The following is a 22,419-nucleotide window of genomic DNA, read 5'->3' as shown; positions in this document are numbered from 1 at the left end:
TTAAATTCACACGTGATGAAAACAATACTAGTTCCTGTTGGGTCTTCAAAAAACGCAAAATCACATTTACAATATGCTGTTGATTTTGCTAAAGCATTTGGTGCAAAGTTATATGTCGTTCAAATATATAATGTTTATACCAAAGCAGGAACCATGATCAATGTAGATTCTATTATTGAAAAAGAATCCAAAGATTTTTTAGATGGTCATGTTGCTTCGATAGACACAAAAGATGTTCAAGTCTACACTAGAACGTTTAAGGGAAAATTGGTAGATACGTTAGAGAAAGTTTGTGATGCTTTAGAAGTAGATTTAATCATTTTAGAACCTCGTACAAATTCTATTAAGGATGAGGTCTATTTAGGGAAAACCTCAGGAAAAATTATAAAGCGTACACAAATACCAGCGTTAATAGTACCAGAAGATTATGTTTATAAACCTATAGTTAAAATATTAGTTGCTGTTAAATCTGCTTTAGTAAAAAAAGAAGGTGTTTTAAAGCCTTTATTATCTATTAAAAACCAATTTAAGGCTGTTGTTAATATACTTTTAGTGAAAACAAAGCATCATAAAGACGAAGACTTTATTCTTAACGAAGAATTGGGAGGTATAATTACAAATAAGACTATTGCTGAGCGCCCAACTACATTTCAAGCTGTGTTAGAACATTATAAATCTAATTCTCCAGATTTATTATGTGTTGTTAGGCGTAAAAGAGGTTTCTTTAAGAAACTTTGGGAAGATGATACAGTTTTAAAAGAAGATTTTCATAGCACAGAATTACCTGTTTTAGTGCTTAGTGGTTTGAAATAAAATTTATTATCAAACGATTTGCTTCATCTAATTGAGGCGACAAGTTATTGGTGCTCCATGGATGTTTAGTATTAAACACATGATCAGCTTCTCCTATAACTTCAAGTTGGCTATTAGGATTCCATTTATTTAATTCTTTTGCTTCATTTATTGATATTGATGTATCATTATCACCATGAATAATGAGGATTGGAATTTGTAATCTTTTTATTGCAGATTCAATATGTAAGCGTTCTTCATTAGCTTTAAAGTCTTTATAAAATTGATAAAAATGAGGCATTTGTTGTTTCGTTCTACCATTTAGAACATATTTCACCCCTTTTTCTTCCCACTCTTTAAGATTACCAATAGTGTAAGTCCTTGTTCCAAAATCACTAATGCTTGCCAACGTAATGAGTTTTGTAATTCTGTTATCCTCAGAAGCTTTTAATATAGCTATTCCACCGCCACGACTATGACCCATCAAACATATTTGATTCACAACGACCTTAGTATTATTAGTGAAATGGCTTACAATCCAATCTAACACATCATTTAAATCATCTAACTCTTTTGTATAGTTGTTATTTCCGAAAGCCTCTAAGTCCGGAAAATCAATTGGGTTTTCAACGGTGCCACCATTATGAGAAAAATTAAACTTAATGAAGCAAAAACCAGCTTCGGCTATAGCTTCTGCCATAAGATTCCAAGCTCCCCAATCTTTAAACCCTTTGTAACCATGACAAAAAACAACAATGGGTTGATCGGTTTTACTTTCAGAGTAAAAGGTGTCTATGAGTAAAGGCTTTTTATCCGTTCTATTTAAAATGATATTCTTTTCAATTCTCATTAGTCGAGTTCTTTTTCAACGAAATCAAGATCTGGATTACAGATGTCTATAATTAGTTTTTTCAGTTCAATTTCGAAGTTATTCAATGTTTCTTCTGTAATAAGTTGATCTTTAGTTCTGCTGTAAGTTGATTCTTTTTTACCAAATTTAAGAAACCCTCCATTAAGATTTTTAAAAGAAATGATACCAGCTTCAATAGGTAATGTTATTAAGCTGTTTTGATGCATCATATAAGCATAACATAATACCTGAAATGACTTACTGTATTTGTTGTAATCCGAAGTTAAATCTTCCCAATTTGTAATTTCAACTTTGTTTTGTTCAACCTTACCAGACTTATAGTCTATAATGCGCGTTACACCATTAAATTGGTCGATTCTATCAACTTTTCCAGTAAGTCTTATAGGAAAGTCTAGGCTTTCAACTGGAAATTCTATTTTTTCATCAGCTTCAATTGCTAGAATTTTTATTTTATGTCCGGCTTTAAGACTTTCAATTTCGGTATTGATAAAATTGGAAATATAACGTTGTGCAATTTCGAAAATTATGAGGTTTTTACCTTTGGTAAAGTCACCGTCTTTATATAATTCCTTAAAGTGTTTTGTAACGGTATTTAGTATTTTAGCTTTAAAACTCACGAGATGGTCCAAAGTGAGAAAAGAGTCTTCTAACGGCTTATAAAAGTCTTCTAGTGTGTTATGAATGACAGAACCTAAAGTATTTGCTGCAATATTTTCCTCTACCTCTTTAAATTCTCTTATACGAAGAATTTTGTCATAATAAAAATCCATAGGATTTCTCATATAGTTGGTCAAGGATGATGGTGAAAATCCTTTAAGAGAGAGCACCTTTAGTTTTTCTATTACCAAAGGTGTTTTAGAAATTTTCTTTAATTGTTTTTCAATAATTGGTACTTCTGGGGAAATAATGGAGTGTTTGATTTTATGCTTATTTTCAATTTCTAATTGTGTAATAAATCTACTTTTCTCTCCGCCTTTTAAGGCGTCAACCTCAGTATTATATAGAATATAAACGTTTTTAGCGCGTTGTAAAAGCCTGTAGAAGTGATACGTATAAACAGCATCTTTTTCCTTATAGGTCGGTAAGTTGTTTTCGACTTTCACATCGAAAGGAATAAACGAATTATTTGTTTTTCCTGAGGGAAGGATACCTTCATTTACTGAACTTATAATTACTGTTTCAAAGTCTAAGACTCGAGATTCTAACATGCCCATAATTTGCAAGCCCTCAAGAGGTTCCCCTTTAAAATCTAGGGTTTCTAGACTTAATAGCTCTTTATATATAGTATGTAAAGTGGTTACTGAATTAAGATGTTTGTAGGAGGTGTCTAGTTGTGAAAGCTGATTAAATAATGTATGAAAGCGATATAAATACTCTAACTCCAGACTATTACTTTGTTTACTATCTCCAAAATTTGTCTTCATTCTTAAAATAAGAGTGGAGCAATTTTTTAGAGCGATTTCAGATTTATCTCCCCAAGGTTTAAATAATAAATTAATGAGTTCTGTATGAGAAGCTGCATGTTTTAATAAGTCGTCAGCTGTAATATAGACTAAGTTGTTTTTTTGAATATGCGTTACTAATTTACTAGATATATTACCAGCGTCAACTTTAAATAATGGATAGACAGAAGGATGAGAAAGAATACTTACGACATCTTTAAAGTAAAAGGATTTAGTATTGTTTTTGTGAATAGAGAATAAGTAGTCAAAAAACGAAGCTAATGGCACATATTTTAGTGGCAAACCCATTGTGACATTGAGTTTAGTTATGGTCTTGGGAATAGAATTTAGCACAGGAATTAAAAGGTTTTCCTCTCCTAAAACGACAGCTACATTAGATAGGGTTTTATTGGTCTGGTTAATTTCCTCTAATAACTGGCCGATATACTTTGCTTGCCCAACAAGTTTGGGGATTCCAACGACTTGTATATTTTTAGACTCTTTGTAATGAGAGGTAATCCAATCGAAAGTGTGGTTTTTAAAGTAGTTCCAATGCTCTTTATGGGCTCTTGTAAATAAACCAGCATCATGTAATCTGTCATTAATAAATGCTGTATCAGTATCCCAATATATTTCAGCTAAATCATTTTGTAATAAACCTTGAATAATTCGTGATTCTGATTCATTAAGAGCGTTGAATCCAAGGAAGATATGTTTTGTAGTGCTATTGTTTTCGATATAAGCCTCAAGGTTTTCCGAGGCCTCTCTGTAAATTAAACCTTGATAACCCTGTTTAGTTCGAAGTAGATCTTCAGTAAAAGCTACGTAGTATTCTTTAAGACGTTTCCAAAATTTTAAGTGATTTTTTATTAAATCGGTTTGCTCAGACTCGAGTGACCAGTGATTAAGTTCTTTTATAGCATTTAGGTAATCGAATATGTGCTCTTGTGGTATAAGATAACGATCAATCTCATTAAAGTCTTGTAGTAAAATTTGTGCCCATTTAGAAAATGAATCAAAAGACTCTTGCTCAGACGTTTTAGTAAGACTTTTATAAGTTTCATAAAGTCTAAAAAGAAGTTCTGTATTTGGCACACTTTGCAAACCAGATAGTTCTTCTACAAACTCTTCAATACTTAGAATTCGTGGTGAAAAAATAGGTTGCTCTAATAAAGTTGAAAGTTGGTGTTTAAGAAATACACCAGCACGTTTGCTCGGAAGTATAAAGTGTAAATCTTCTAGGTTTTGCTTTTTTTCTTTAAGATCTATTAATACCGTTTTTATAAAACTCACCATTTTATAAAAATAAAAAACGCCTCGGATTTCCGAGGCGTTTTTATTAATATCTGTTGAAGTTTCTTTTAGTTCCTTGGTATAAGAACAACTTCTACACGTCTGTTATTTTTTCTACCTGATCTCGTATTGTTGTTGTCGATAGGATTGTCTTCACCAAATCCTCTAGAATTTAATCTATCCGCAGCAATACCATTAACAATTAAGTAATCTCTTACTGAATTCGCTCTTCTTTCAGATAATAACTGATTAGATTTCGCATTACCTGTACTATCTGTATAACCATCAATATGGAATCTAGAATCAGGATATTCTTTCAATATCGCTGTGATATTTACAAGAACAGCTTCTGATGCATCCTTTATAGAGGCTTTACCTGTATCAAATAATATTGTTTTAGCGTAATCATTTAAGGTTTTCATAACCGCTGGACTTGGTGCCTGTATTGGACAACCATCATTTGCTGCTTCACCAGCTTCATTAGGACATTTATCGTCTTTATCTAAGATACCATCACCATCAGTGTCAGGCCATGGGCATCCACCGTTAGCAGCAGGACCAGCAACTGTAGGACAGTTGTCATCACCATCAGCAACACCATCGCTATCACCATCAGGACATCCCATTAAAGAGCTTAAACCAGCAACTGTAGGACATTTATCATCTTTATCCATTACACCATCACCATCACCATCAGGACAACCATTAAATTCAGCTAAACCTGCTGTGTTAGGACAATCGTCTTTAGAATCTTGGATACCATCGTTATCAGAATCAGGACATCCGTTGAAAATTTCTAAACCAGCTTCTTCTGGACAAGCATCATCTTGATCGTAGATACCATCGTTATCAGTATCAACACCACCGAATTTGAAAGTAACGCCAACTGAATGTTGGAAATGCTTAGGTAAGTAATCTTCAAACGAGTGCTTGTAAGTAGATTGTACATCTACACCTAATTTCTCAGTAATCCAATATTTAAGACCTAAAGTTCCGTTTAAAGTACCAGAACCCACTTCGTCAACCCAAGTGTAACCACCTCCAACACCTAAATAAGGATCAAATTTGTTAGAGTTAATTACTTTCATGAAACTGTAAGAAACAGCACCATCTAAGGCTAAGTATGTTAAATCATCAGCAGTAGCTAAGATTGTTTCACCTGCGACATCGACAGAACCAAGTTTGTCAATTTTATTTATTGTTCCTGTAGCAGTAAAAGTGAAACCATCACTTAAATATCTAGATACAGCGATTTTAGATAAAGAAGGGAATACATTCCAGTGATCTTCTACGTTAAAGAATTCTTCAAAATAATCTCCCTGAGGTGCGTCTCCTCCAGTAGGATATAAATCAACGGCGTTTGCTCCAATTGTAATAGCCCATGGATTGTTCTTGTCTTGAGCGTTTGAAGTGCTAAAACTCATAAGAAGCACTACGACAAAAAATAATCTGCTAAGATTTTTCATATTCTAATTAATTTTAATTTTTTTAAGTGTTAATTTGTTGGTAAAAGTAAGTTGTTAAATGTTATTAACAAAGACAAATATATAAAAATATTGTTACATCGCCCTAAAATAGTGAGTTTGTAACCAATTTAAATAACATTGAGACTTTTCCCCACTTTAACAAAAGCAGTTATTGCCTTATCCAATTGCTCTATGCTATGCGCCGCGGATAATTGTACTCTTATTCTGGCTTTATCTTTAGGAACAACAGGATAGAAGAACCCTGTAACATAAACCCCTTCTTTTAACAACATATTAGCCATGGTTTGAGAAAGCTTAGCATCATATAGCATAACTGGTACAATTGCTGAATCTCCATCTACAATATCAAAACCTGCTTCTTTCATACCTTTTTTAAAATATTTTGTGTTCCAATCGACTTTATCTCTAAGTGAAGTGTTGTTTTTTAGCATATCAAACACTTTAATAGAAGCTCCAACAATTGCTGGTGCTAACGAGTTCGAAAACAAATATGGTCTTGAACGTTGACGTAAAATTTCAATAATTTCTTTTTTAGCTGAAGTATAACCACCCATAGCACCACCCATAGCTTTACCTAAGGTCCCAGTGATAATATCTATTCGACCAAGAACGCCTTTTTCTTCTAATGTACCTATACCTGTTTCTCCTATAAACCCAGTTGCATGGCACTCATCAATCATTACCATAGCATCATATTTATCTGCTAAATCACAGATTTCATCTAAAGGGGCAACTAAGCCGTCCATAGAAAACACACCATCTGTAACGATAATTTTAAATCGTGCTCCATTATCATTAGCTGAAATCAGCTGTTTTTCTAAATCCGCCATATCATTATTTTGATAGCGATACCTTGCGGCTTTACACAATCTAACTCCGTCAATAATAGAGGCGTGATTTAGTGAATCTGATATAATAGCATCTTCCTTAGTAAGTAAAGGCTCAAAAACACCACCATTTGCATCAAAAGCAGCTGCGTATAGTATAGTATCTTCAGTACCATAAAAATCGGCAATCTTTTGCTCAAGTGTTTTATGAATATCTTGTGTGCCACAAATGAATCGTACGGAAGACATACCAAAACCATGTGTGTCCATAGTATCTTTAGCTGCTTGCACAACCTCTGGATGTGATGAGAGACCTAAATAATTATTAGCACAAAAATTTAAAACCTTTTGTCCTGTATTAAGTGTTATTTCTGCACCTTGAGGCGAAGTAATTATTCGCTCTTCTTTGAAAAGACCAGCATCTTTTATAGACTCAATTTCGTTTTTTAAATGTGATTTTATATCTCCGTACATAGATTTTAGTATTAGTTCTCAACAAAGATACTATGTATTGATTAGACTTCAATGACATCAATTGTCTCATTTATATAAACTAATACCTTATTTGTAACAACCAAATTCATTTTTTTTAAAACAGACTCATAATCATTAAGTTGTGAGTTGTAGTGTGCTCTTTTATCACCCGTTTTATAATCGATAATAGTGACTTCGTTTTTAGAATTTATATTTAAACGATCAGGTCTTAGAAGTTGACCAGAACTTGTTATTATATCTCGTTCATTGTATATATTGAAATCATCCTGAAAGTAAATATTTAATTTAGGGTGTTTTATAACCCTTAATACTATTGACTTCAGTTCTTGGGTGTTTCCTTTATTAAGATCTCCGGATACTAGTAAATCTGCAAAAGCAAAATCAACATCTTGAATGGTTTTTATTTTAGATAAAATTAAGTGGACTAAATTTCCGCGCTCAATAGCTTGTTCTTGTTTTGTATCCCATAATAAACCTGCTTTAGTAATAATACTTAGATTATGATCTTCTTTAGGTGTGGATATAAATTCCAAAGGTAGAGCAGATTCTTCTTTTTCTATATGCTTTTTAATCTCCGACTGAACTCCAAACGTATAACTCAATTGATTATCCATCCATTTGCCAAAGCTCTGAAGATATGAGATAAACATACCTGCATACGTATTCTCATTAATTACACCTTTAGAACTCATATCCTTTTTAGATATGATGAATAATTGACTTATAGCTCTAGTTAAAACCACATAGAGTAAATTTACATTATCAAGTTCTAATTGTGATTGATGTGTGTTATAAATTTCATTTCCCACATCTCCAAAATGTTCAACATCCATATTGTAGTTGAGAAGCAAGGTTTTAAAATTAGAATAGTTACCCTCCTCGATAGGAAACCAAACCTTTGGTTCTAACTCTTTATATATATTAAGATCTGCAAATGGAAATATAACTATCGGAAATTCTAAACCTTTAGATTTATGAATAGTCATAATTTTGACGGCATTCATGTATTCTGGGGATACAACACTTAAGGTATCTTGTTTCTTTTCGAAATAACGTATAAAACTAGATAAATCTGAATTTTGTTTTTGAGTAAATTCTAATACAATATCTAAATAAAATTGTAGATAGGCATCAGAGGATTTATTAAGATTAAATACTCTTATCAAATGCTCAACCATTTCATAAAGTGGTAGTTGAAGGAGGTTATCTTTATCAATAAAGATTTTTAATTCCTTGAGACAATCTAACATGGTATCTAAATTTGTGTTGAGATAGTTTAAAAAAAACTGATGCCTATCTTTAATTTGATATTGGTTTGCTAAAAAAGATAAAACATCAACCTTAAGAGAATCATTAGTAGGTTGTACCAATAATTTTATAAGTGCATTTATAAAAGTTACTTTATTAGAATTTTTTAGAAGTAGTGTTTCAGAAGATGTAATTTTAATTCCATTTTCACTTAAGTAATTAGCTATAATCACTCCTTCTTTTCGTTTACGTACTAAAACACAGATGTCACTTAGAGAAGAACCATTATCTATACATTGATTAATTTTTTCTAAAACTTGTGAAGCATAAAATTCATTTGCATTATTCTCTTTATTAAGATCTAAAAAGTTAATACTAATAAAACCTTCCTCATCATTAAACGTGTTTTGTTTTGCGTTTTTAAATAAGTTGGCATAATCACTATTACTAAAGTAGTTATTGCCTAAATATTCAAAAAATGAATTATTAAAGTTTACAATTTCCTTAGCACTTCTATAGTTAGTATCTAATTCTAAAACTTCTGCTTCAACTTGAAAAGGGTTTTCTACTTTATTATAGAGGTGAATAAATTGCTCTGCTTCACCACCACGCCATCTGTAAATTGCTTGTTTAGCATCACCAACTAACATCGCAGAACCGTTTGAAGCAGAAAGTGCATTTTCTAATAAAGGCATCAGGTTCTCCCATTGCATCTTAGATGTATCTTGAAACTCATCAATAAAATAATGCTTAAATTTTTCACCTAAACGCTCATAAATAAAAGGAGTAGGTTGATTTTTTATTTCTTTACTTATGATTTTATTGAATTCTGAAATCAACATTTTATTCTGCTCCTCTTTTATTGTATTGAGCTCTTTCTGAATCGCATTTAAAACTGAAAGCGGAGTAATGTTTTTATAAAATCCTTTTTTAATTTTCAATTCATATACTAGTGCCTTAGTTTTTATAAAATCGTCGGATAAATTAGGCTGAATACTTTCAACAGTTGAAGCAATATTAGGTGTAACACGTTTTGGGTAAAGTGTATTGCCTTCAATCAAGTCGTTTTGCCAATTCGAATTAAAATTAATGTTGAATTTCTTAGCTTTTAAGTTTTCAAAGTGTTTTGGAAGTGAGCTCCTATTAAAATCATCATATTCCAAACCGCATTCCTCTATGTGGTTTAATATTGATTCAGAGACATTTATAATATCACTTTCAAGCTGTAAAATTTGTTTAGCTAAATGTTTTTTGAGTGATTTAAAATCATCGAAAGATTTATCTTTTAGAGTATGTATTGCAGAGAAATCATTTTCGTTAACTAAAAGCTTAGAGATTTTATCAAAGTCGTAACTAATATCCCAGCTCTTATCATCGTCTGCTTTTTCTATAGCAAAGTCTATTAATACACTTGTCAGCTCATTGTCAGTCCCTGCTTTGGCAATAAGACTATCTACCGCTTCATTTAATAATCGTTCTTGGTCTAATTCTACTTCAAAATTAACAGGTAAATTTAAGTCGTGAGCAAAAGTTCTAATAACGCGATGGGTAAAACCATCAATTGTAGAAATATCAAAAGCACCATAATTATGAATAATATGTTTTAATAAATGTTTGGATTTATATTGGAGTTGCTCTTTTGATATAGGTAACTCATCACATATCATAGTAAACATTGGATGAGGTTTTTTAAGGGCTATTTCTGAAGAAAATAATTTAAGCATATTAATAATACGCTCCTTCATCTGGCCAACTGCTTTATTAGTAAATGTAATTGCTAAAATAGATTTAAACTGGTCGTAGTTTTTAGCTTTAACAAGAATTTTTATATACGATTTTGCTAGCGTAAATGTTTTTCCACTACCAGCAGAGGCATTATAGATTTTAAAAGCAGAATTGTGCAAAAGAAAAATTTTATACCAAAATAGCGAATCTTAATAATTAATTTAGACTTTCTTGTTTTCAATATTGTAAATTTGTTAAAATTAAAATATTAACATTAAAACTTAAGACTATGGCTTTTGAATTACCAAAATTAAAATATGCTTATGATGCTTTAGAACCAAATATAGATGCTCGTACTATGGAGATTCATCATTCTAAGCACCATAATGGTTATACCACAAAACTTAATGCGGCAATTGAAGGAACAGATTTAGCAGGAAAGTCGATAGAAGACATCCTTACAAATTTGGATATGAATAACAAAGGAGTAAGAAATAATGGAGGTGGATTTTACAACCACTCATTATTTTGGGACGTTATGAACCCTGAAGATAGGGGTTATCTTTCAGGAGATTTAAAAGATGCTATTGATGCTGAATTTGGATCTAAAGATGCTTTTATAGAAGCTTTTAGTAAAGCTGCTGCAACACGATTTGGTTCAGGATGGGCTTGGTTATGTGTACATAAAGGAGGAAAGGTTGAAGTTTGTTCTACACCAAATCAAGATAATCCGTTAATGCCTGGTGTAACTTGTGGGGGAACTCCAATTTTAGGATTAGATGTATGGGAACATGCTTATTATTTAAATTATCAAAACAGAAGACCAGATTATATTAATGCATTCTTTAATGTAATTAACTGGAATGAAGTTGAACGTCGTTACGCTGAAGCAAAGTAGGTAATAGTAATATCATAAATTGAAAAATCCGAGTCTATTTAGACTCGGATTTTTTATGCTTTAAATATAAGTAATTATAAAAATGAGATAGGGTAAAAAAATGAAAAAGGATGAACAGACGTTCATCCTTTTTGCCCCAAATCTACCATAAACTTAACCTACTTATGTTATGGTGAGTCAAATATAAGTGCACATTATTTTAATCAATCAATTTTTTGGACAAACGACCTATATATTAGTCTAAGCGTGGAAACTCCTTTGTTTCTGAACTTGTAAGTATAAAACAAATACTGATTATAAAAATTAAGACTTAAAGTGATACTTTAATAAAGGGTATAAAAAAAGGTGAACATTGTTCACCTTTTTTTGCCCCAAATCTACCATGAACTTAACCTACTTATGTTATGGTGAGACCAATGTAGTTTAATTTGTTAAAGCACTTGCATATATTGGACAAAATGCACTATTCTTCGATAAAATACGTATTTTATCGGATTAAAAGCTGTTTTGAGGTGTTATCTAGTAGGCACGCTCTTTATTTCCTTCGTAGAAATTAATAAAAGCTCTGTTTACAACTCTATTCCCACCAGCAGTAGGGTAATTACCCGTGAAATACCAATCACCTAGGTTTTTAGGACAAGCTTTGTGTAAGTTTTCAACGGGTTGAAAAATGATCTTCACTTCTGCATTTACATCATCGTCACTTAATAATTCTGAAATTTTATCTGAAAGTTGTTCGTCTGTAAATTTATTATAGATTTCTTTTACATAGTTAACCACCTTATTATCATTGAGATCTACTTGAGTTAAGCATTTATTATAAACGTCTTCAACGATATGATATTGATTATTGTCTTTTAATAAGGCTAAAGCTGCTCTAAATGCCACAAGACCTTCTAGGTTTGCCATATCTATACCATAACAATCTGGATATCTTATTTGAGGAGCAGAGGATACTACAACTATTTTCTTCGGATTTAATCGATCCATCATTTTAATGATACTCTTCTTAAGTGTTGTTCCACGTACAATACTATCATCAATAATAACTAGGTTGTCAGTAGGTTTTATAACTCCATAGGTGACATCATAAACATGAGCAACTAAATCGTCTCTACTACTATCCTCAGTAATAAAGGTTCTTAGTTTTACATCTTTTATGGCTATCTTCTCAATACGAGGACGTTCAGATAAAATTTCTGTAACGCGTTCTGCAGAAAGTTTTCCACCACCACTTAGTATAGATTTTGTTTTCTTTTTGTTAAGGTGTTCTTCAACTGTATCAATCATTCCGAAGAAGGATGTTTCAGCAGTATTGGGTATAAAGGAAAAAACACTATTTTCTGTATCATTATCAATCGCTTCAAGCACTTTTGGCATTAGTAACCGACCTAGTTCCTTTCGTTCTTGATAAATCTCAGCATCACTACCTCGAGAAAAATAAATACGCTCAAAAGAGCAAGCTTTACGCTCTAAAGGTTCTAATATTTTTTTAATTGCAGTAGAGCCTGATTTTTTAGTTATAATAGCATGTCCTGGATCTAATTCTTTAACCGCTTCAAAAGGCACGTTAAAAACTGTTTGAATTACAGGTCGTTCTGAGGCAACAACAACAACTTCATCATCTTTATAATAGTAAGCAGGACGGATACCTGCAGGATCTCTTAAAACAAAAGAATCTCCGTGACCTAATAAGCCTGCCATAGCATAACCACCATCCCAATTTTTTGCAGCACGTTTTAATATTTTACCAAGTTTTAGGCGTTTTGCAATTAGAGGTGAACTTTCATTTTTATTATAACCTTCTTTTTTGAGGTCTTTATAGATTTTTGCAACAGCATCATCTAAAAAATGACCAATTTTTTCCATTACTGTAATGGTATCAGCTTTTTCTTTTGGATGTTGCCCTAAGTCAATTAAATTATCAAATAGTTCGTTGACATTAGTCATATTGAAGTTACCAGCAACAATAAGGTTTCTATGTTGCCAATTATTCTGTCTTAAAAATGGATGAACACTTTCTACACTGTTTTTCCCAAATGTACCATAACGTACATGACCCAATAATAATTCACCTATATAGGGAATGTTCTTTTTTTGTAAATCAACGTTATCTTGGTATTGGGGATTTTGAGTTATCTCTTCATTAATACGTTCATTGATTTGACCAAAAATATCTTGAATAGGTTGCTGAGCAATAGAGCGTACACGACTAATATAACGTTCACCAGGTCGGGTGTCTAATTTAATACTAGCAAAACCAGCTCCGTCTTGTCCACGGTTGTGCTGTTTCTCCATCATTAAATACATTTTATTGACACCATAAAATGCACTTCCGTATTTTTCTTTGTAGTATTCTAATGGTTTTAAAAGTCTAATAAGTGCTATACCGCACTCATGTTTTAAAGCATCACTCATGTTGTCTTATCAGCTATTAATTATCTATAATAAAAAACGCACTCAATTTTGAGCGCGTTAGTTTACGTTAGTTGTATGTCAAATTGTGTTAGACTCTTAAATTGGTCTAAGCGTTTATAAATCTCTTTATCTGTTAGGTTTTGCATACGTTCAGTGCCAAATTTTTCTACACAGAATGATGCTAGAGTTGAACCGTATATCACAGCATTTTTCATATTCTCAAAAGTGAAATCACCTGTTTTTGTTAAATAACCTGCAAAGCCACCAGCAAAAGTGTCACCAGCACCTGTAGGATCAAATACTTCTTCTAAAGGTAACGCAGGAGCATAGAAGACATTATCATCATGAAATAGTAAAGCCCCATGTTCACCTTTTTTAATAACTACATATTTAGGACCCATTTCATGAATTTTCCTTGCAGCTACTACTAGTGAATATTCACCCGTTAATTGTCTAGCTTCTTCGTCATTTATGGTAATAACATCTACATTTTTAATTACTGAAAGTAAATCGTCTAAAGCGACATCCATCCAGAAATTCATAGTGTCTAAAATAGCTAATTTAGGCTTTTCAGTCATTTGGTTTAAAACACCTTGTTGTACTAGCGGATGTAAATTACCTAACATTACAACTTCAGCATCTTTATAGCGATCAGGGACGATAGGATTAAAATGTTCTAATACATTTAATTCAGTAACTAAAGTATCTCGAGAATTCATATCATTATGGTATTTCCCACTCCAAAAGAAAGTTTTTCCGTCTTTAACAATCTCTATACCCTCTATATTAATGTTTCTATTTTCTAAAAGATCTAAATATTCTTGAGGAAAGTCACCACCAACAACAGAAACAGCGGCAGAGTTTACATTAAAATTGGAAGCTGACAAACCTATATATGTTGCAGCACCACCAAGAATTTTGTCAGTTTTACCAAAAGGGGTTTCTATAGCATCAAAAGCTACTGTGCCGACAATTACCAATTTACCCATTACCTATGTTTGAATTAAGGTGCAAATTTACATAAAATATATTCCTTGTGAAATAGGAATTTCACCTTTAAATAGATATTATTTTCTACCAAAATCTGCAGGAATTTCCCCCCAAGCTTTGGTTTCCCATTTTACAATTGTTGTAGAATAATCATTTGTTTTTAACCATTTTACAGCGCGATCTACCAAATCATAAACAGGTTCGTTTTTTTTATTACGTTCTAATTTAGAATTACACGTTTTTTTTCTAACCCAACTCATAGCTGTTCTTGAATCTGTATACATAATACGATCGCTTTTATTTTGCTTTAAAAAAGCTAACCCATGCACTAATGCTAAAAATTCACCAATATTATTTGTCCCTTCTTTAAAAGGCCCTTGAATAAAAAGTTGTTTTTTGGTTTTAGTATCTACGCCTCTATATTCCATTATACCAGGATTACCACTAGAAGCCGCATCAACTGATATAGAATTGTAATTAGGTTGACCAATCTTTTTAAGTTGTGCTTCAGAAAGTTCGCTTTTAAAAGATTTAGATTTAACTATATAATCTTTGTAATTGCCTATTAAAGCTTTATAAGCAGCCGCAAAAGTTGAAAATGATTTATACTGCGCGCCTTTAAAGTCTTTAATTTGGGCTTTGCAGTCTTGCCAAGATTCAAAGACACCTGTGTGATGCCCTTTCCAAACAGTATAATATTTTTTTTCTTTTTACTCATTTAATATCCTATCAACCACCTTAGGGAAATGCTCCATCTCTAACAAATGTATCTTTTCAGCTACATCATTAGCAGAATCCGTGGGTAAAACATTACATTTTGCCTGAAAAATAATAGCTCCTTCATCATAATTTTCATTTACATAATGAATTGTAATACCAGTTTCAGTTTCTTTATTTTCTACTACTGCCTTATGAACATGCATACCATACATACCTTTTCCTCCATAGTTTGGTAGAAGTGCAGGATGAATATTAATGACTTTATTTTCAAATTCTTTCAAGATGAATTCAGGAAATTTCCAAAGAAATCCAGCAAGTACAATTAGATCTGGCTGTGTTACTTTTAATATATTTAATACATCTTCTGTCTTTGAGAAAGCAATTCTGTTAAAAGACAATGCGCTAACATTCAGTTTTTTACAACGGTCTAACACTTTGGCATAAGGATTGTTAGTTAGTACCTGAATAACAGACACATTATCTCTGTTGTGAAAAAACTTAATTAAATTTTCAGCATTACTTCCAGATCCGGACGCAAAGATTACAATACGTTTCATTTACAGACAATCAATGTTATATTATTCAGACAAAAAAAAGAATAATAATTAACAATTAAGGCAAAACAAAAATACTTCTATCGATTTTTTGCAATTAAAAGCACATTTTATCGGTAAAGGTGATTTTTAAAATAAAGTTTTTTATTTTTGCCATCTAATTAAAACTTAAAATTAAAAGATTATGTCAGACATTGCATCAAGAGTAAAAGCGATTATCGTAGATAAATTGGGCGTTGATGAAAACGAAGTTGTAACTGAAGCTAGCTTCACTAACGATTTAGGAGCGGATTCACTAGATACTGTTGAATTAATAATGGAATTTGAAAAAGAATTTGATATTCAAATCCCAGATGATCAAGCTGAAAACATCGCAACAGTTGGTCAAGCTATTTCTTATATAGAAGAAGCAAAATAAGAACTCTATTTTTATGGAATTAAAGCGAGTTGTAGTTACTGGTTTAGGTGCACTTACACCAATAGGCAATACCAAAGATGAATATTGGGATGCGCTTATAAATGGCAAAAGTGGTGCAGCGCCTATAACGCATTTTGATGCTGAAAAGTTCAAAACCAAATTCGCTTGTGAAATAAAAAACTTTGAAGTTACTGACTTTATTGATAGAAAATTAGCGCGTCAAATGGATAAGTTTTCGCAGTATGCAATGGTGGCTTCGGATGAAGCAATTGCAGACTCAAAACTAGATCTAGATGCAATAAACAAATTAAGAGTAGGAGTAATTTGGGGAGCAGGTATTGGTGGTTTAGAAACATTTCAAGAAGAGGTGTTAAACTTCGCTGCTGGTGACGGAACCCCTCGATTTAATCCACGGTTCATTCCTAAAATGATTGCTGATATAGCACCAGGAAACATATCTATAAAATATGGTTTCATGGGACCTAACTACACAACAGTTTCTGCTTGTGCCTCTTCTGCCAATTCAATAATCGATGCTTTAAACACTATACGTTTAGGACATTGTGATGTTGTAATTACTGGTGGAAGTGAAGCCGCAGTTACTATTGCAGGTATGGGAGGTTTTAATGCTATGCACGCAATGAGTACTCGAAATGATGATCCTCAAACAGCTTCTAGGCCTTTTGATGCAAACCGAGATGGTTTTGTATTAGGAGAAGGAGCGGGTTCTATAGTCTTAGAAGAGTACGAACACGCGAAATCAAGAGGAGCTAAAATCTATGCAGAAGTTGTAGGTGGTGGTTTATCTTCTGATGCGTATCATATGACGGCACCACATCCTGAAGGAATAGGTGTTATTGCGGTAATGAAAAATTGTTTAGAAAATGCAGGTTTAAATCCTGAAGATGTAGATCATATTAATACACACGGTACCTCGACACCTTTAGGTGATGTTGCCGAATTAAAAGCTATATCGACAGTATTTGGCAGTCACGCTAAAAACATAAGTATTAATTCTACAAAATCTATGACAGGTCATTTGTTGGGTGCTGCTGGAGCTATTGAAGCAATTGCTTCTATCATGGCAATGAAGCATGGTATTGTCCCACCGACAATTAACCACGAAACGGTTGACGAAAATATAGACCCAGAATTAAACTTAACACTCAATAGAGCTCAGAAACGAGATGTTAAAGTCGCAATGAGTAATACATTTGGATTTGGCGGACACAACGCTTGTGTATTATTTAAAAAATTAGATTAAATCTCGAATGAGTTTCATTCGTAACATATTAAATTCCCGTTCACAAGAAGACGGGAATTTTTTTTTACAACTCAAAGAAATCTTAGACTTTAAACCGAAATCAAAACCATTATATATAAAAGCATTTACCCATCGTTCTATGAATATTAAGGACAAAAAAGGTAATGCTTTAAACTACGAACGTTTAGAATTTGTTGGCGATGCTATGCTCAGTTCAGTTATAGCAGCTTATTTATTTGAGAAAGTGCCACATGGTGATGAAGGATACTTGACTAAAATGCGTTCTAAAGTTGTGAGTAGAGAACACCTTAATGAACTAGGTAAAGATTTAGGACTTATTGAATTAGTACAAAGTAGAATTCCAAAATCCAACTTTGGAAATAATATACATGGTAATCTTTTTGAAGCATTAGTAGGAGCTATTTATCTCGATAGAGGTTATAAGGTATGTGAAAAATTCATATACAAGCGTGTTATAAACCCTTATGTAGATATAGAAACTTTAGAAGGAAAAGTTATAAGTTATAAGAGTCTACTCATAGAATGGTGTCAAAAAGAGAAAAATACGTTCGATTATAATGTTTATGAAGATACAGGGAATGATGAATTAAAACACTTCTCTGTGAAACTAAGTGTTAATGATAAAGTGGTTTCTAAAGCAAGAGCAACTTCTAAGAAAAAGGCTGAAGAGAAAGCATCAAAACGTGCTTTTTTCGCATTTCAAAAGCAAATCACCAAACTAATTTAGTTGGTTGTATAAATTTCCGTTCTACTATAACGTTTTCGTAGATTTTATGGATTAAGAATAACCAAAAGTTAATATTTTAAAGCTATTATTATTCTATATTTACCATTCAAAGTTATTACTGTATGGCTTTACACAAACTTCTGGTAGATGATTTTTATGACGACACCTATAAGCTCATTGCTATTCATTGTAGGCTAGAAGATTATCGTTTGGCGTATTTACTCAATCAGAATTTAAACCTTAGTTTAGAAAGAAAATTAGAGGATTTAGATTTTAAGTATTTAGAATCATCGTACAGTATTTTTGAGTGGAATAATAAAGCTCAATATGTTACTTGGAACTTAGTTTCTAATGTGTGTAAGAGAGAAGAAGATAGTTTATACAGTTCAGGAACATTGTTTGAAACGAGTGAGAAAGTGCTTAAGACCTTCAATTTAATATCAGAGTTGAATAAGGTGGATTATTTCATTAAGATTTCTGACGAAATACAGAATGTAAATGAAAAGCTAATCTTAAATCGATTACAAGCTATTCCTCAAATTATAACAAGTTACACGGTAGATCCGTTAAAAATAAAATCTAAAGATCATTTAATTTTTTGAATTGATGTCGAACAAGAAAACAAAAATAGTAGCCACATTAGGCCCAGCAACTAGCAAGAAAGAAGTTTTAAAAGCTATGTTAGATGAAGGAGCTAATGTATTTAGAGTTAACTTTTCTCATGCAGATTATAAAGACGTTGAAGAACGTGTAAAATTGATTAGAGAGCTTAATGATGAGTTTGGATACAACGCGTCTATCCTAGGAGATTTACAAGGTCCTAAATTACGTGTTGGAATGATGAAAGGAGAAGTTGTGGTTAATCCTGGAGATGAAATTATTTTTGCAACAGGAGAACGTTTTGAAGGCACGAAAGAACGTGTCTATATGACATATGATAAGTTTCCTCAAGATGCAAAACCTGGAGAACGCATTCTTTTAGATGACGGGAAATTACATTTTGAAGTGGTGTCAACAGATGGAAAGTCTGAAGTTAAAGCTAAAGTTATACAAGGTGGTCCACTTAAATCTAAGAAAGGTGTAAACCTTCCTAATACTAACATATCGCAACCAGCACTAACAGAAAAAGATGTTGAAGATGCTATTTTTGCTTGTAAATTAGGAGTAGATTGGATTGCACTATCCTTTGTGCGTCATGCAGAAGATTTAATGCAACTCGAAAAATTAATTTCTGAACATAGTGATCATAAAATACCTATTATAGCAAAGATTGAAAAACCTGAAGCTGTTGAGAATATAGATAAAATTGTTGCGTATTGTGATGGTTTAATGGTAGCTCGTGGTGATTTAGGTGTGGAAATTCCAGCTGAGGAAGTACCATTAGTACAAAAGCAATTAGTTTTAAGAGCTAAACGCGCTAGAATTCCTGTAATTATCGCCACCCAAATGATGGAGACAATGATTACAAGTTTAACTCCAACACGTGCTGAGGTAAATGACGTAGCAAATTCTGTTATGGATGGAGCTGATGCTGTGATGTTGTCTGGTGAAACTTCAGTTGGGCAATATCCTGTACAAGTGATTAGACAAATGGCAAATATTATACGTAGTGTTGAAGATTCACCACTAATAGAAGTGCCACAATCACCACCACATATCCGAACTAAAAGATATATAACTAAGGCGATATGTTACCATGCAGCTAATATGGCAAATGAGATTAATGCTAAGGCTATTTCTACTTTAACGAATAGTGGTTATACAGCATTTCAGATTTCGGCTTGGAGACCACAAGCTCATATTTTAGTGTTTACATCAAATAAACGTATTCTAACACAACTCAATTTACTTTGGGGTGTTACAGCATTTTTTTACGACAAGTTTGTAAGTACAGATGAAACTGTTAGAGATACCAATAGAATAGCTAAGAAAAGTGGCTATTTGGATAAAGGAGATATGGTTATAAGTTTAGCTTCAATGCCAATAGCAGAGAAAGGTATGGTAAATACCTTACGCGTTCGAGAAATTTCTAATGAGTAATAATCAATATTGTTTTTGTGATTATTATTGATTCAAAGTTTTACTTAAATTAACTTGATAAATCCTACTAGCACCATTATCATAACGATTTATTTCAGAGAATAATTCTTTGGCATTGGCATATCCTGTTTCTTTTTGTATTACATTACTTCTTCGACTTGTAAAATAAAGTATTCTATCATTTACAAAAGGGCAAAATTCCATATGCTTAGAATTAACACCTTCTCCAAGGTTTTTAGCTTTAGTCCATTCACCATTTAAATTTTTACTAATGTACAAATCGCCAGAACCTAAAGCATCTGGTCGTCTCCAACCACAAAAAATAATATAGGATTCGTCTGGTGCAATAAAGGCATTATATTCTGCACCTTTGGTATTGACTCCTTCTCCAAGAAGCGTGGGCTCGGAATAAACGTTATTTTCCCATTTGCTAACAAAGATATCGTCTGCAGATTCGAGTTTTTTTTTAATAGTTGTGAAGTATAAATTACCATTACTAGTAACTGCTGGATAAAATTCATCTCCATCTGTATTTATTGGAGCACCAATATTTTTAGGTGTTGACCAAGTAGATGTTTTAGTTTCACGTTCCACATACCAAATATCCATGTCTTTGGTATTTGTGCTGTCTTTTGAAACAGGCCTATTAGACACAAAATATAGCTTTAAATTATCTGGAGACAAGAAAGGTTCTAAATCGATATATTGTCCAGAAAAATGGCTAATTTTAGGTTCTTGCCATTTATTATCTACTTTTTTAATTCTCATTATCACGGATAATTCTCTTGCGGGACTTTGTAATGTGAAGTAAGCTTCATTTTCATCAGTATTAATCGTAAAATCCCTAACATTAGTAAATTGAGAAAAGATGTGTTTTGCAAAAGGTTGCACACCTTCTTTTTGCTGATTTTGCCTATCAGATTTAACGGATTCTTTTTTTGTTTCTTCTTTTTCTTTACAGGATGTAAGCGTAACAAATAAAAGTACAACTAGAATTTTAGTGTAGAATTTCATTTTTTGATCGTTTGCATTAGTCTTATAAACTTAATAAATTCAAAAGACTAAAAATCGAACTTTAACTGTACGCTAACAGACTTCTTTTCTTTTTCTACAGCTTTAGATTTTTTAGGATCAGTATTTAAATTAGACAATGAAATTCCTAAAAGTCTAACCGAGTTATCCAATTTGTCCTGATATAATAAATCCTTAGCAGTTTCAAGAATAATAGCTTTTTCATAGATATAATATGGCAATGTTTTACTTCGCGTTTGTAGCGTAAAGTCACTATACTTTATTTTTAGGGTTACGGTTTTACCAGCAACCTTACTTTTAACTAACCGCCTTGAAACTTCCTCTGCAATATGCTCAAGTTTTTCGAGCATAAAAATCTCAGATGATAAGTTCTCACTGAATGTACGTTCAGCAGCTAAAGATTTACGAATGCGATTTGGTTTCACTTCACTATTATGAATACCACGAACTACATGATAATAATAACGACCAGACTTTCCAAAATTTTGATCTAGATAATCTAACGTTTTAGACTTTAGATCTTTTCCTGTAAAAATCCCTTTTTGATACATTTTTTCAGCAGTTACTTTACCAACACCATAAAACTTTCTAATATCTAAATCTTCCAAAAATTGTAGCACATCTTCTGGATTGACGGTTTTCTGGCCATTAGGCTTATTGTAATCACTAGCAACCTTTGCAATAAATTTATTTATAGAGATACCTGCTGAAGCCGTTAAGCCAATTTCATCATAAACCCTTGCTCTTATCTTTTGCGCAATTAAAGTGGCACTAGGAAGGTCTATTTTGTTTTCTGTAACGTCTAGATAAGCTTCATCAAGAGATAAGGGCTCTACTAAATCTGTGTAGTCATAAAAAATAGATTTAACACGTTTTGATATTTCAGAATATCTAGCAAAATCAGTTCTTATAAAAATAAGCTGAGGGCAAAGTTTCTCAGCTAAACGGCCAGACATTGCGCTTTTTACGCCAAACTTACGAGCTTCGTAGCTTGCAGCACTAATAACTCCACGTTTTCCACCTCCTCCAACTGCAATGGGTTTACCTCTTAATTCAGGATTGTCCATTTGAGCTACAGAGGCATAAAATGCATCCATATCTACATGAATTATCTTTCTTATTGGTAAATTGTTAAGCATAATGTAAATTTAGACATT

17 protein-coding genes and 1 pseudogene are annotated in these 22,419 nt (G+C 32.4%); 7 read left to right on the top strand and 11 right to left on the bottom strand.

The annotated features are described in order from the left end of the window. Positions 1–15 precede the first annotated feature (15 nt). Positions 16–813 (top strand): universal stress protein, encoded by a 798-nt coding sequence (locus WPG_RS05890; RefSeq protein WP_045470413.1) that lies wholly within the window; start codon positions 16–18, stop codon positions 811–813. Here WPG_RS05890 and WPG_RS05885 read toward each other — a convergent pair. The 5 genes from WPG_RS05885 to WPG_RS05865 all read right to left on the bottom strand — a co-directional run bounded on the left by WPG_RS05885 (position 797) and on the right by WPG_RS05865 (position 10,359). Beyond that, positions 797–1,642, bottom strand: coding sequence for an alpha/beta hydrolase family protein (locus WPG_RS05885; RefSeq protein WP_045470410.1), 846 nt, complete (start codon positions 1,640–1,642; stop codon positions 797–799). The genes WPG_RS05890 and WPG_RS05885 overlap by 17 nt on opposite strands. Beyond that, the gene (locus WPG_RS05880; protein ID WP_045470407.1) at positions 1,642–4,401 is read right to left on the bottom strand and encodes a PD-(D/E)XK nuclease family protein; all 2,760 of its coding nucleotides are present in this window, start codon (positions 4,399–4,401) and stop codon (positions 1,642–1,644) included. Before WPG_RS05880 ends, WPG_RS05885 begins: the two co-directional genes overlap by 1 nt. Positions 4,402–4,466: 65 nt before the next feature. Then, positions 4,467–5,864 carry an OmpA family protein gene (locus WPG_RS05875; RefSeq protein ID WP_045470404.1) on the bottom strand — a complete coding sequence of 466 codons (1,398 nt, stop codon included), beginning with the start codon at positions 5,862–5,864 and terminating at the stop codon, positions 4,467–4,469. Positions 5,865–5,992: 128 nt separating this feature from the next. Further along, the gene (kbl, locus tag WPG_RS05870; protein ID WP_045470400.1) at positions 5,993–7,186 is read right to left on the bottom strand and encodes a glycine C-acetyltransferase; all 1,194 of its coding nucleotides are present in this window, start codon (positions 7,184–7,186) and stop codon (positions 5,993–5,995) included. A gap of 41 nt (positions 7,187–7,227) precedes the next feature. After that, positions 7,228–10,359, bottom strand: coding sequence for a UvrD-helicase domain-containing protein (locus tag WPG_RS05865; protein WP_045470397.1), 3,132 nt, complete (start codon positions 10,357–10,359; stop codon positions 7,228–7,230). Positions 10,360–10,469: 110 nt separating this feature from the next. On the opposite strand from WPG_RS05865, the gene WPG_RS05860 reads away from it, so the two are divergent. Continuing rightward, positions 10,470–11,078: a superoxide dismutase gene (locus WPG_RS05860; RefSeq protein WP_045470394.1), complete on the top strand. Its 609-nt coding sequence runs from the start codon at positions 10,470–10,472 to the stop codon at positions 11,076–11,078. A 519-nt stretch (positions 11,079–11,597) separates the two neighbouring features. Here the strand turns inward: WPG_RS05860 and WPG_RS05855 are convergent. From WPG_RS05855 to WPG_RS05840, 4 genes and pseudogenes are all read right to left on the bottom strand, one after another. Continuing rightward, a complete protein-coding gene (locus tag WPG_RS05855; protein ID WP_045470393.1) occupies positions 11,598–13,496 on the bottom strand; it encodes an amidophosphoribosyltransferase in 1,899 nt (632 codons plus the stop codon). 62 nt (positions 13,497–13,558) lie between these two features. Further along, positions 13,559–14,485 carry a PfkB family carbohydrate kinase gene (locus WPG_RS05850; protein WP_045470391.1) on the bottom strand — a complete coding sequence of 309 codons (927 nt, stop codon included), beginning with the start codon at positions 14,483–14,485 and terminating at the stop codon, positions 13,559–13,561. A 78-nt stretch (positions 14,486–14,563) separates the two neighbouring features. Continuing rightward, positions 14,564–15,196 (bottom strand): annotated as a pseudogene (locus tag WPG_RS05845) (viroplasmin family protein); the annotation flags it as partial. Further along, positions 15,197–15,763: a phosphoribosylglycinamide formyltransferase gene (locus WPG_RS05840; protein WP_045470389.1), complete on the bottom strand. Its 567-nt coding sequence runs from the start codon at positions 15,761–15,763 to the stop codon at positions 15,197–15,199. A gap of 181 nt (positions 15,764–15,944) precedes the next feature. Between WPG_RS05840 and WPG_RS05835 the strand changes: the two genes are divergently transcribed. The 5 genes from WPG_RS05835 to pyk all read left to right on the top strand — a co-directional run bounded on the left by WPG_RS05835 (position 15,945) and on the right by pyk (position 20,230). Further along, the gene (locus WPG_RS05835) at positions 15,945–16,178 is read left to right on the top strand and encodes an acyl carrier protein (RefSeq protein ID WP_008269813.1); all 234 of its coding nucleotides are present in this window, start codon (positions 15,945–15,947) and stop codon (positions 16,176–16,178) included. 13 nt (positions 16,179–16,191) lie between these two features. Then, complete coding sequence (gene fabF, locus WPG_RS05830; RefSeq protein ID WP_045470386.1) at positions 16,192–17,442, top strand: beta-ketoacyl-ACP synthase II; 1,251 nt, start codon at positions 16,192–16,194, stop codon at positions 17,440–17,442. A gap of 7 nt (positions 17,443–17,449) precedes the next feature. Beyond that, positions 17,450–18,190: a ribonuclease III gene (gene rnc / locus WPG_RS05825; protein ID WP_045470383.1), complete on the top strand. Its 741-nt coding sequence runs from the start codon at positions 17,450–17,452 to the stop codon at positions 18,188–18,190. Positions 18,191–18,312: 122 nt separating this feature from the next. Continuing rightward, complete coding sequence (locus WPG_RS05820; protein WP_045470381.1) at positions 18,313–18,792, top strand: IPExxxVDY family protein; 480 nt, start codon at positions 18,313–18,315, stop codon at positions 18,790–18,792. Between the two features lies 1 nt (position 18,793). Continuing rightward, positions 18,794–20,230 (top strand): pyruvate kinase, encoded by a 1,437-nt coding sequence (gene pyk / locus WPG_RS05815; protein WP_045470379.1) that lies wholly within the window; start codon positions 18,794–18,796, stop codon positions 20,228–20,230. A 24-nt stretch (positions 20,231–20,254) separates the two neighbouring features. Here pyk and WPG_RS05810 read toward each other — a convergent pair whose 3' ends face one another. Together WPG_RS05810 and dinB are read right to left on the bottom strand one after the other, a co-directional pair. Further along, positions 20,255–21,244 (bottom strand): TolB family protein, encoded by a 990-nt coding sequence (locus tag WPG_RS05810; protein ID WP_045470377.1) that lies wholly within the window; start codon positions 21,242–21,244, stop codon positions 20,255–20,257. Positions 21,245–21,291: 47 nt separating this feature from the next. Continuing rightward, the gene (dinB, locus tag WPG_RS05805; protein WP_045470375.1) at positions 21,292–22,401 is read right to left on the bottom strand and encodes a DNA polymerase IV; all 1,110 of its coding nucleotides are present in this window, start codon (positions 22,399–22,401) and stop codon (positions 21,292–21,294) included. Positions 22,402–22,419: the final 18 nt, after the last annotated feature.

It is taken from the genome of Winogradskyella sp. PG-2 (assembly GCF_000828715.1).
Classification (GTDB): domain Bacteria; phylum Bacteroidota; class Bacteroidia; order Flavobacteriales; family Flavobacteriaceae; genus Winogradskyella.
Note: the sequence above shows the minus strand (reverse complement) of the source record. Positions and strands in the feature narration are given on the sequence as shown.

What these genes read in the sequence shown, in the direction of transcription:
- WPG_RS05890 (WP_045470413.1), top strand. Translation starts at nt 16, where the DNA reads ATGAAAACAATACTAGTTCCTGTTGGGTCTTCAAAAAACGCAAAATCA.
- WPG_RS05885 (WP_045470410.1), bottom strand. Translation starts at nt 1,642, where the DNA reads ATGAGAATTGAAAAGAATATCATTTTAAATAGAACGGATAAAAAGCCT.
- WPG_RS05880 (WP_045470407.1), bottom strand. Translation starts at nt 4,401, where the DNA reads ATGGTGAGTTTTATAAAAACGGTATTAATAGATCTTAAAGAAAAAAAG.
- WPG_RS05875 (WP_045470404.1), bottom strand. Translation starts at nt 5,864, where the DNA reads ATGAAAAATCTTAGCAGATTATTTTTTGTCGTAGTGCTTCTTATGAGT.
- kbl (WP_045470400.1), bottom strand. Translation starts at nt 7,186, where the DNA reads ATGTACGGAGATATAAAATCACATTTAAAAAACGAAATTGAGTCTATA.
- WPG_RS05860 (WP_045470394.1), top strand. Translation starts at nt 10,470, where the DNA reads ATGGCTTTTGAATTACCAAAATTAAAATATGCTTATGATGCTTTAGAA.
- WPG_RS05855 (WP_045470393.1), bottom strand. Translation starts at nt 13,496, where the DNA reads ATGAGTGATGCTTTAAAACATGAGTGCGGTATAGCACTTATTAGACTT.
- WPG_RS05850 (WP_045470391.1), bottom strand. Translation starts at nt 14,485, where the DNA reads ATGGGTAAATTGGTAATTGTCGGCACAGTAGCTTTTGATGCTATAGAA.
- WPG_RS05840 (WP_045470389.1), bottom strand. Translation starts at nt 15,763, where the DNA reads ATGAAACGTATTGTAATCTTTGCGTCCGGATCTGGAAGTAATGCTGAA.
- WPG_RS05835 (WP_008269813.1), top strand. Translation starts at nt 15,945, where the DNA reads ATGTCAGACATTGCATCAAGAGTAAAAGCGATTATCGTAGATAAATTG.
- fabF (WP_045470386.1), top strand. Translation starts at nt 16,192, where the DNA reads ATGGAATTAAAGCGAGTTGTAGTTACTGGTTTAGGTGCACTTACACCA.
- rnc (WP_045470383.1), top strand. Translation starts at nt 17,450, where the DNA reads ATGAGTTTCATTCGTAACATATTAAATTCCCGTTCACAAGAAGACGGG.
- WPG_RS05820 (WP_045470381.1), top strand. Translation starts at nt 18,313, where the DNA reads ATGGCTTTACACAAACTTCTGGTAGATGATTTTTATGACGACACCTAT.
- WPG_RS05810 (WP_045470377.1), bottom strand. Translation starts at nt 21,244, where the DNA reads ATGAAATTCTACACTAAAATTCTAGTTGTACTTTTATTTGTTACGCTT.
- dinB (WP_045470375.1), bottom strand. Translation starts at nt 22,401, where the DNA reads ATGCTTAACAATTTACCAATAAGAAAGATAATTCATGTAGATATGGAT.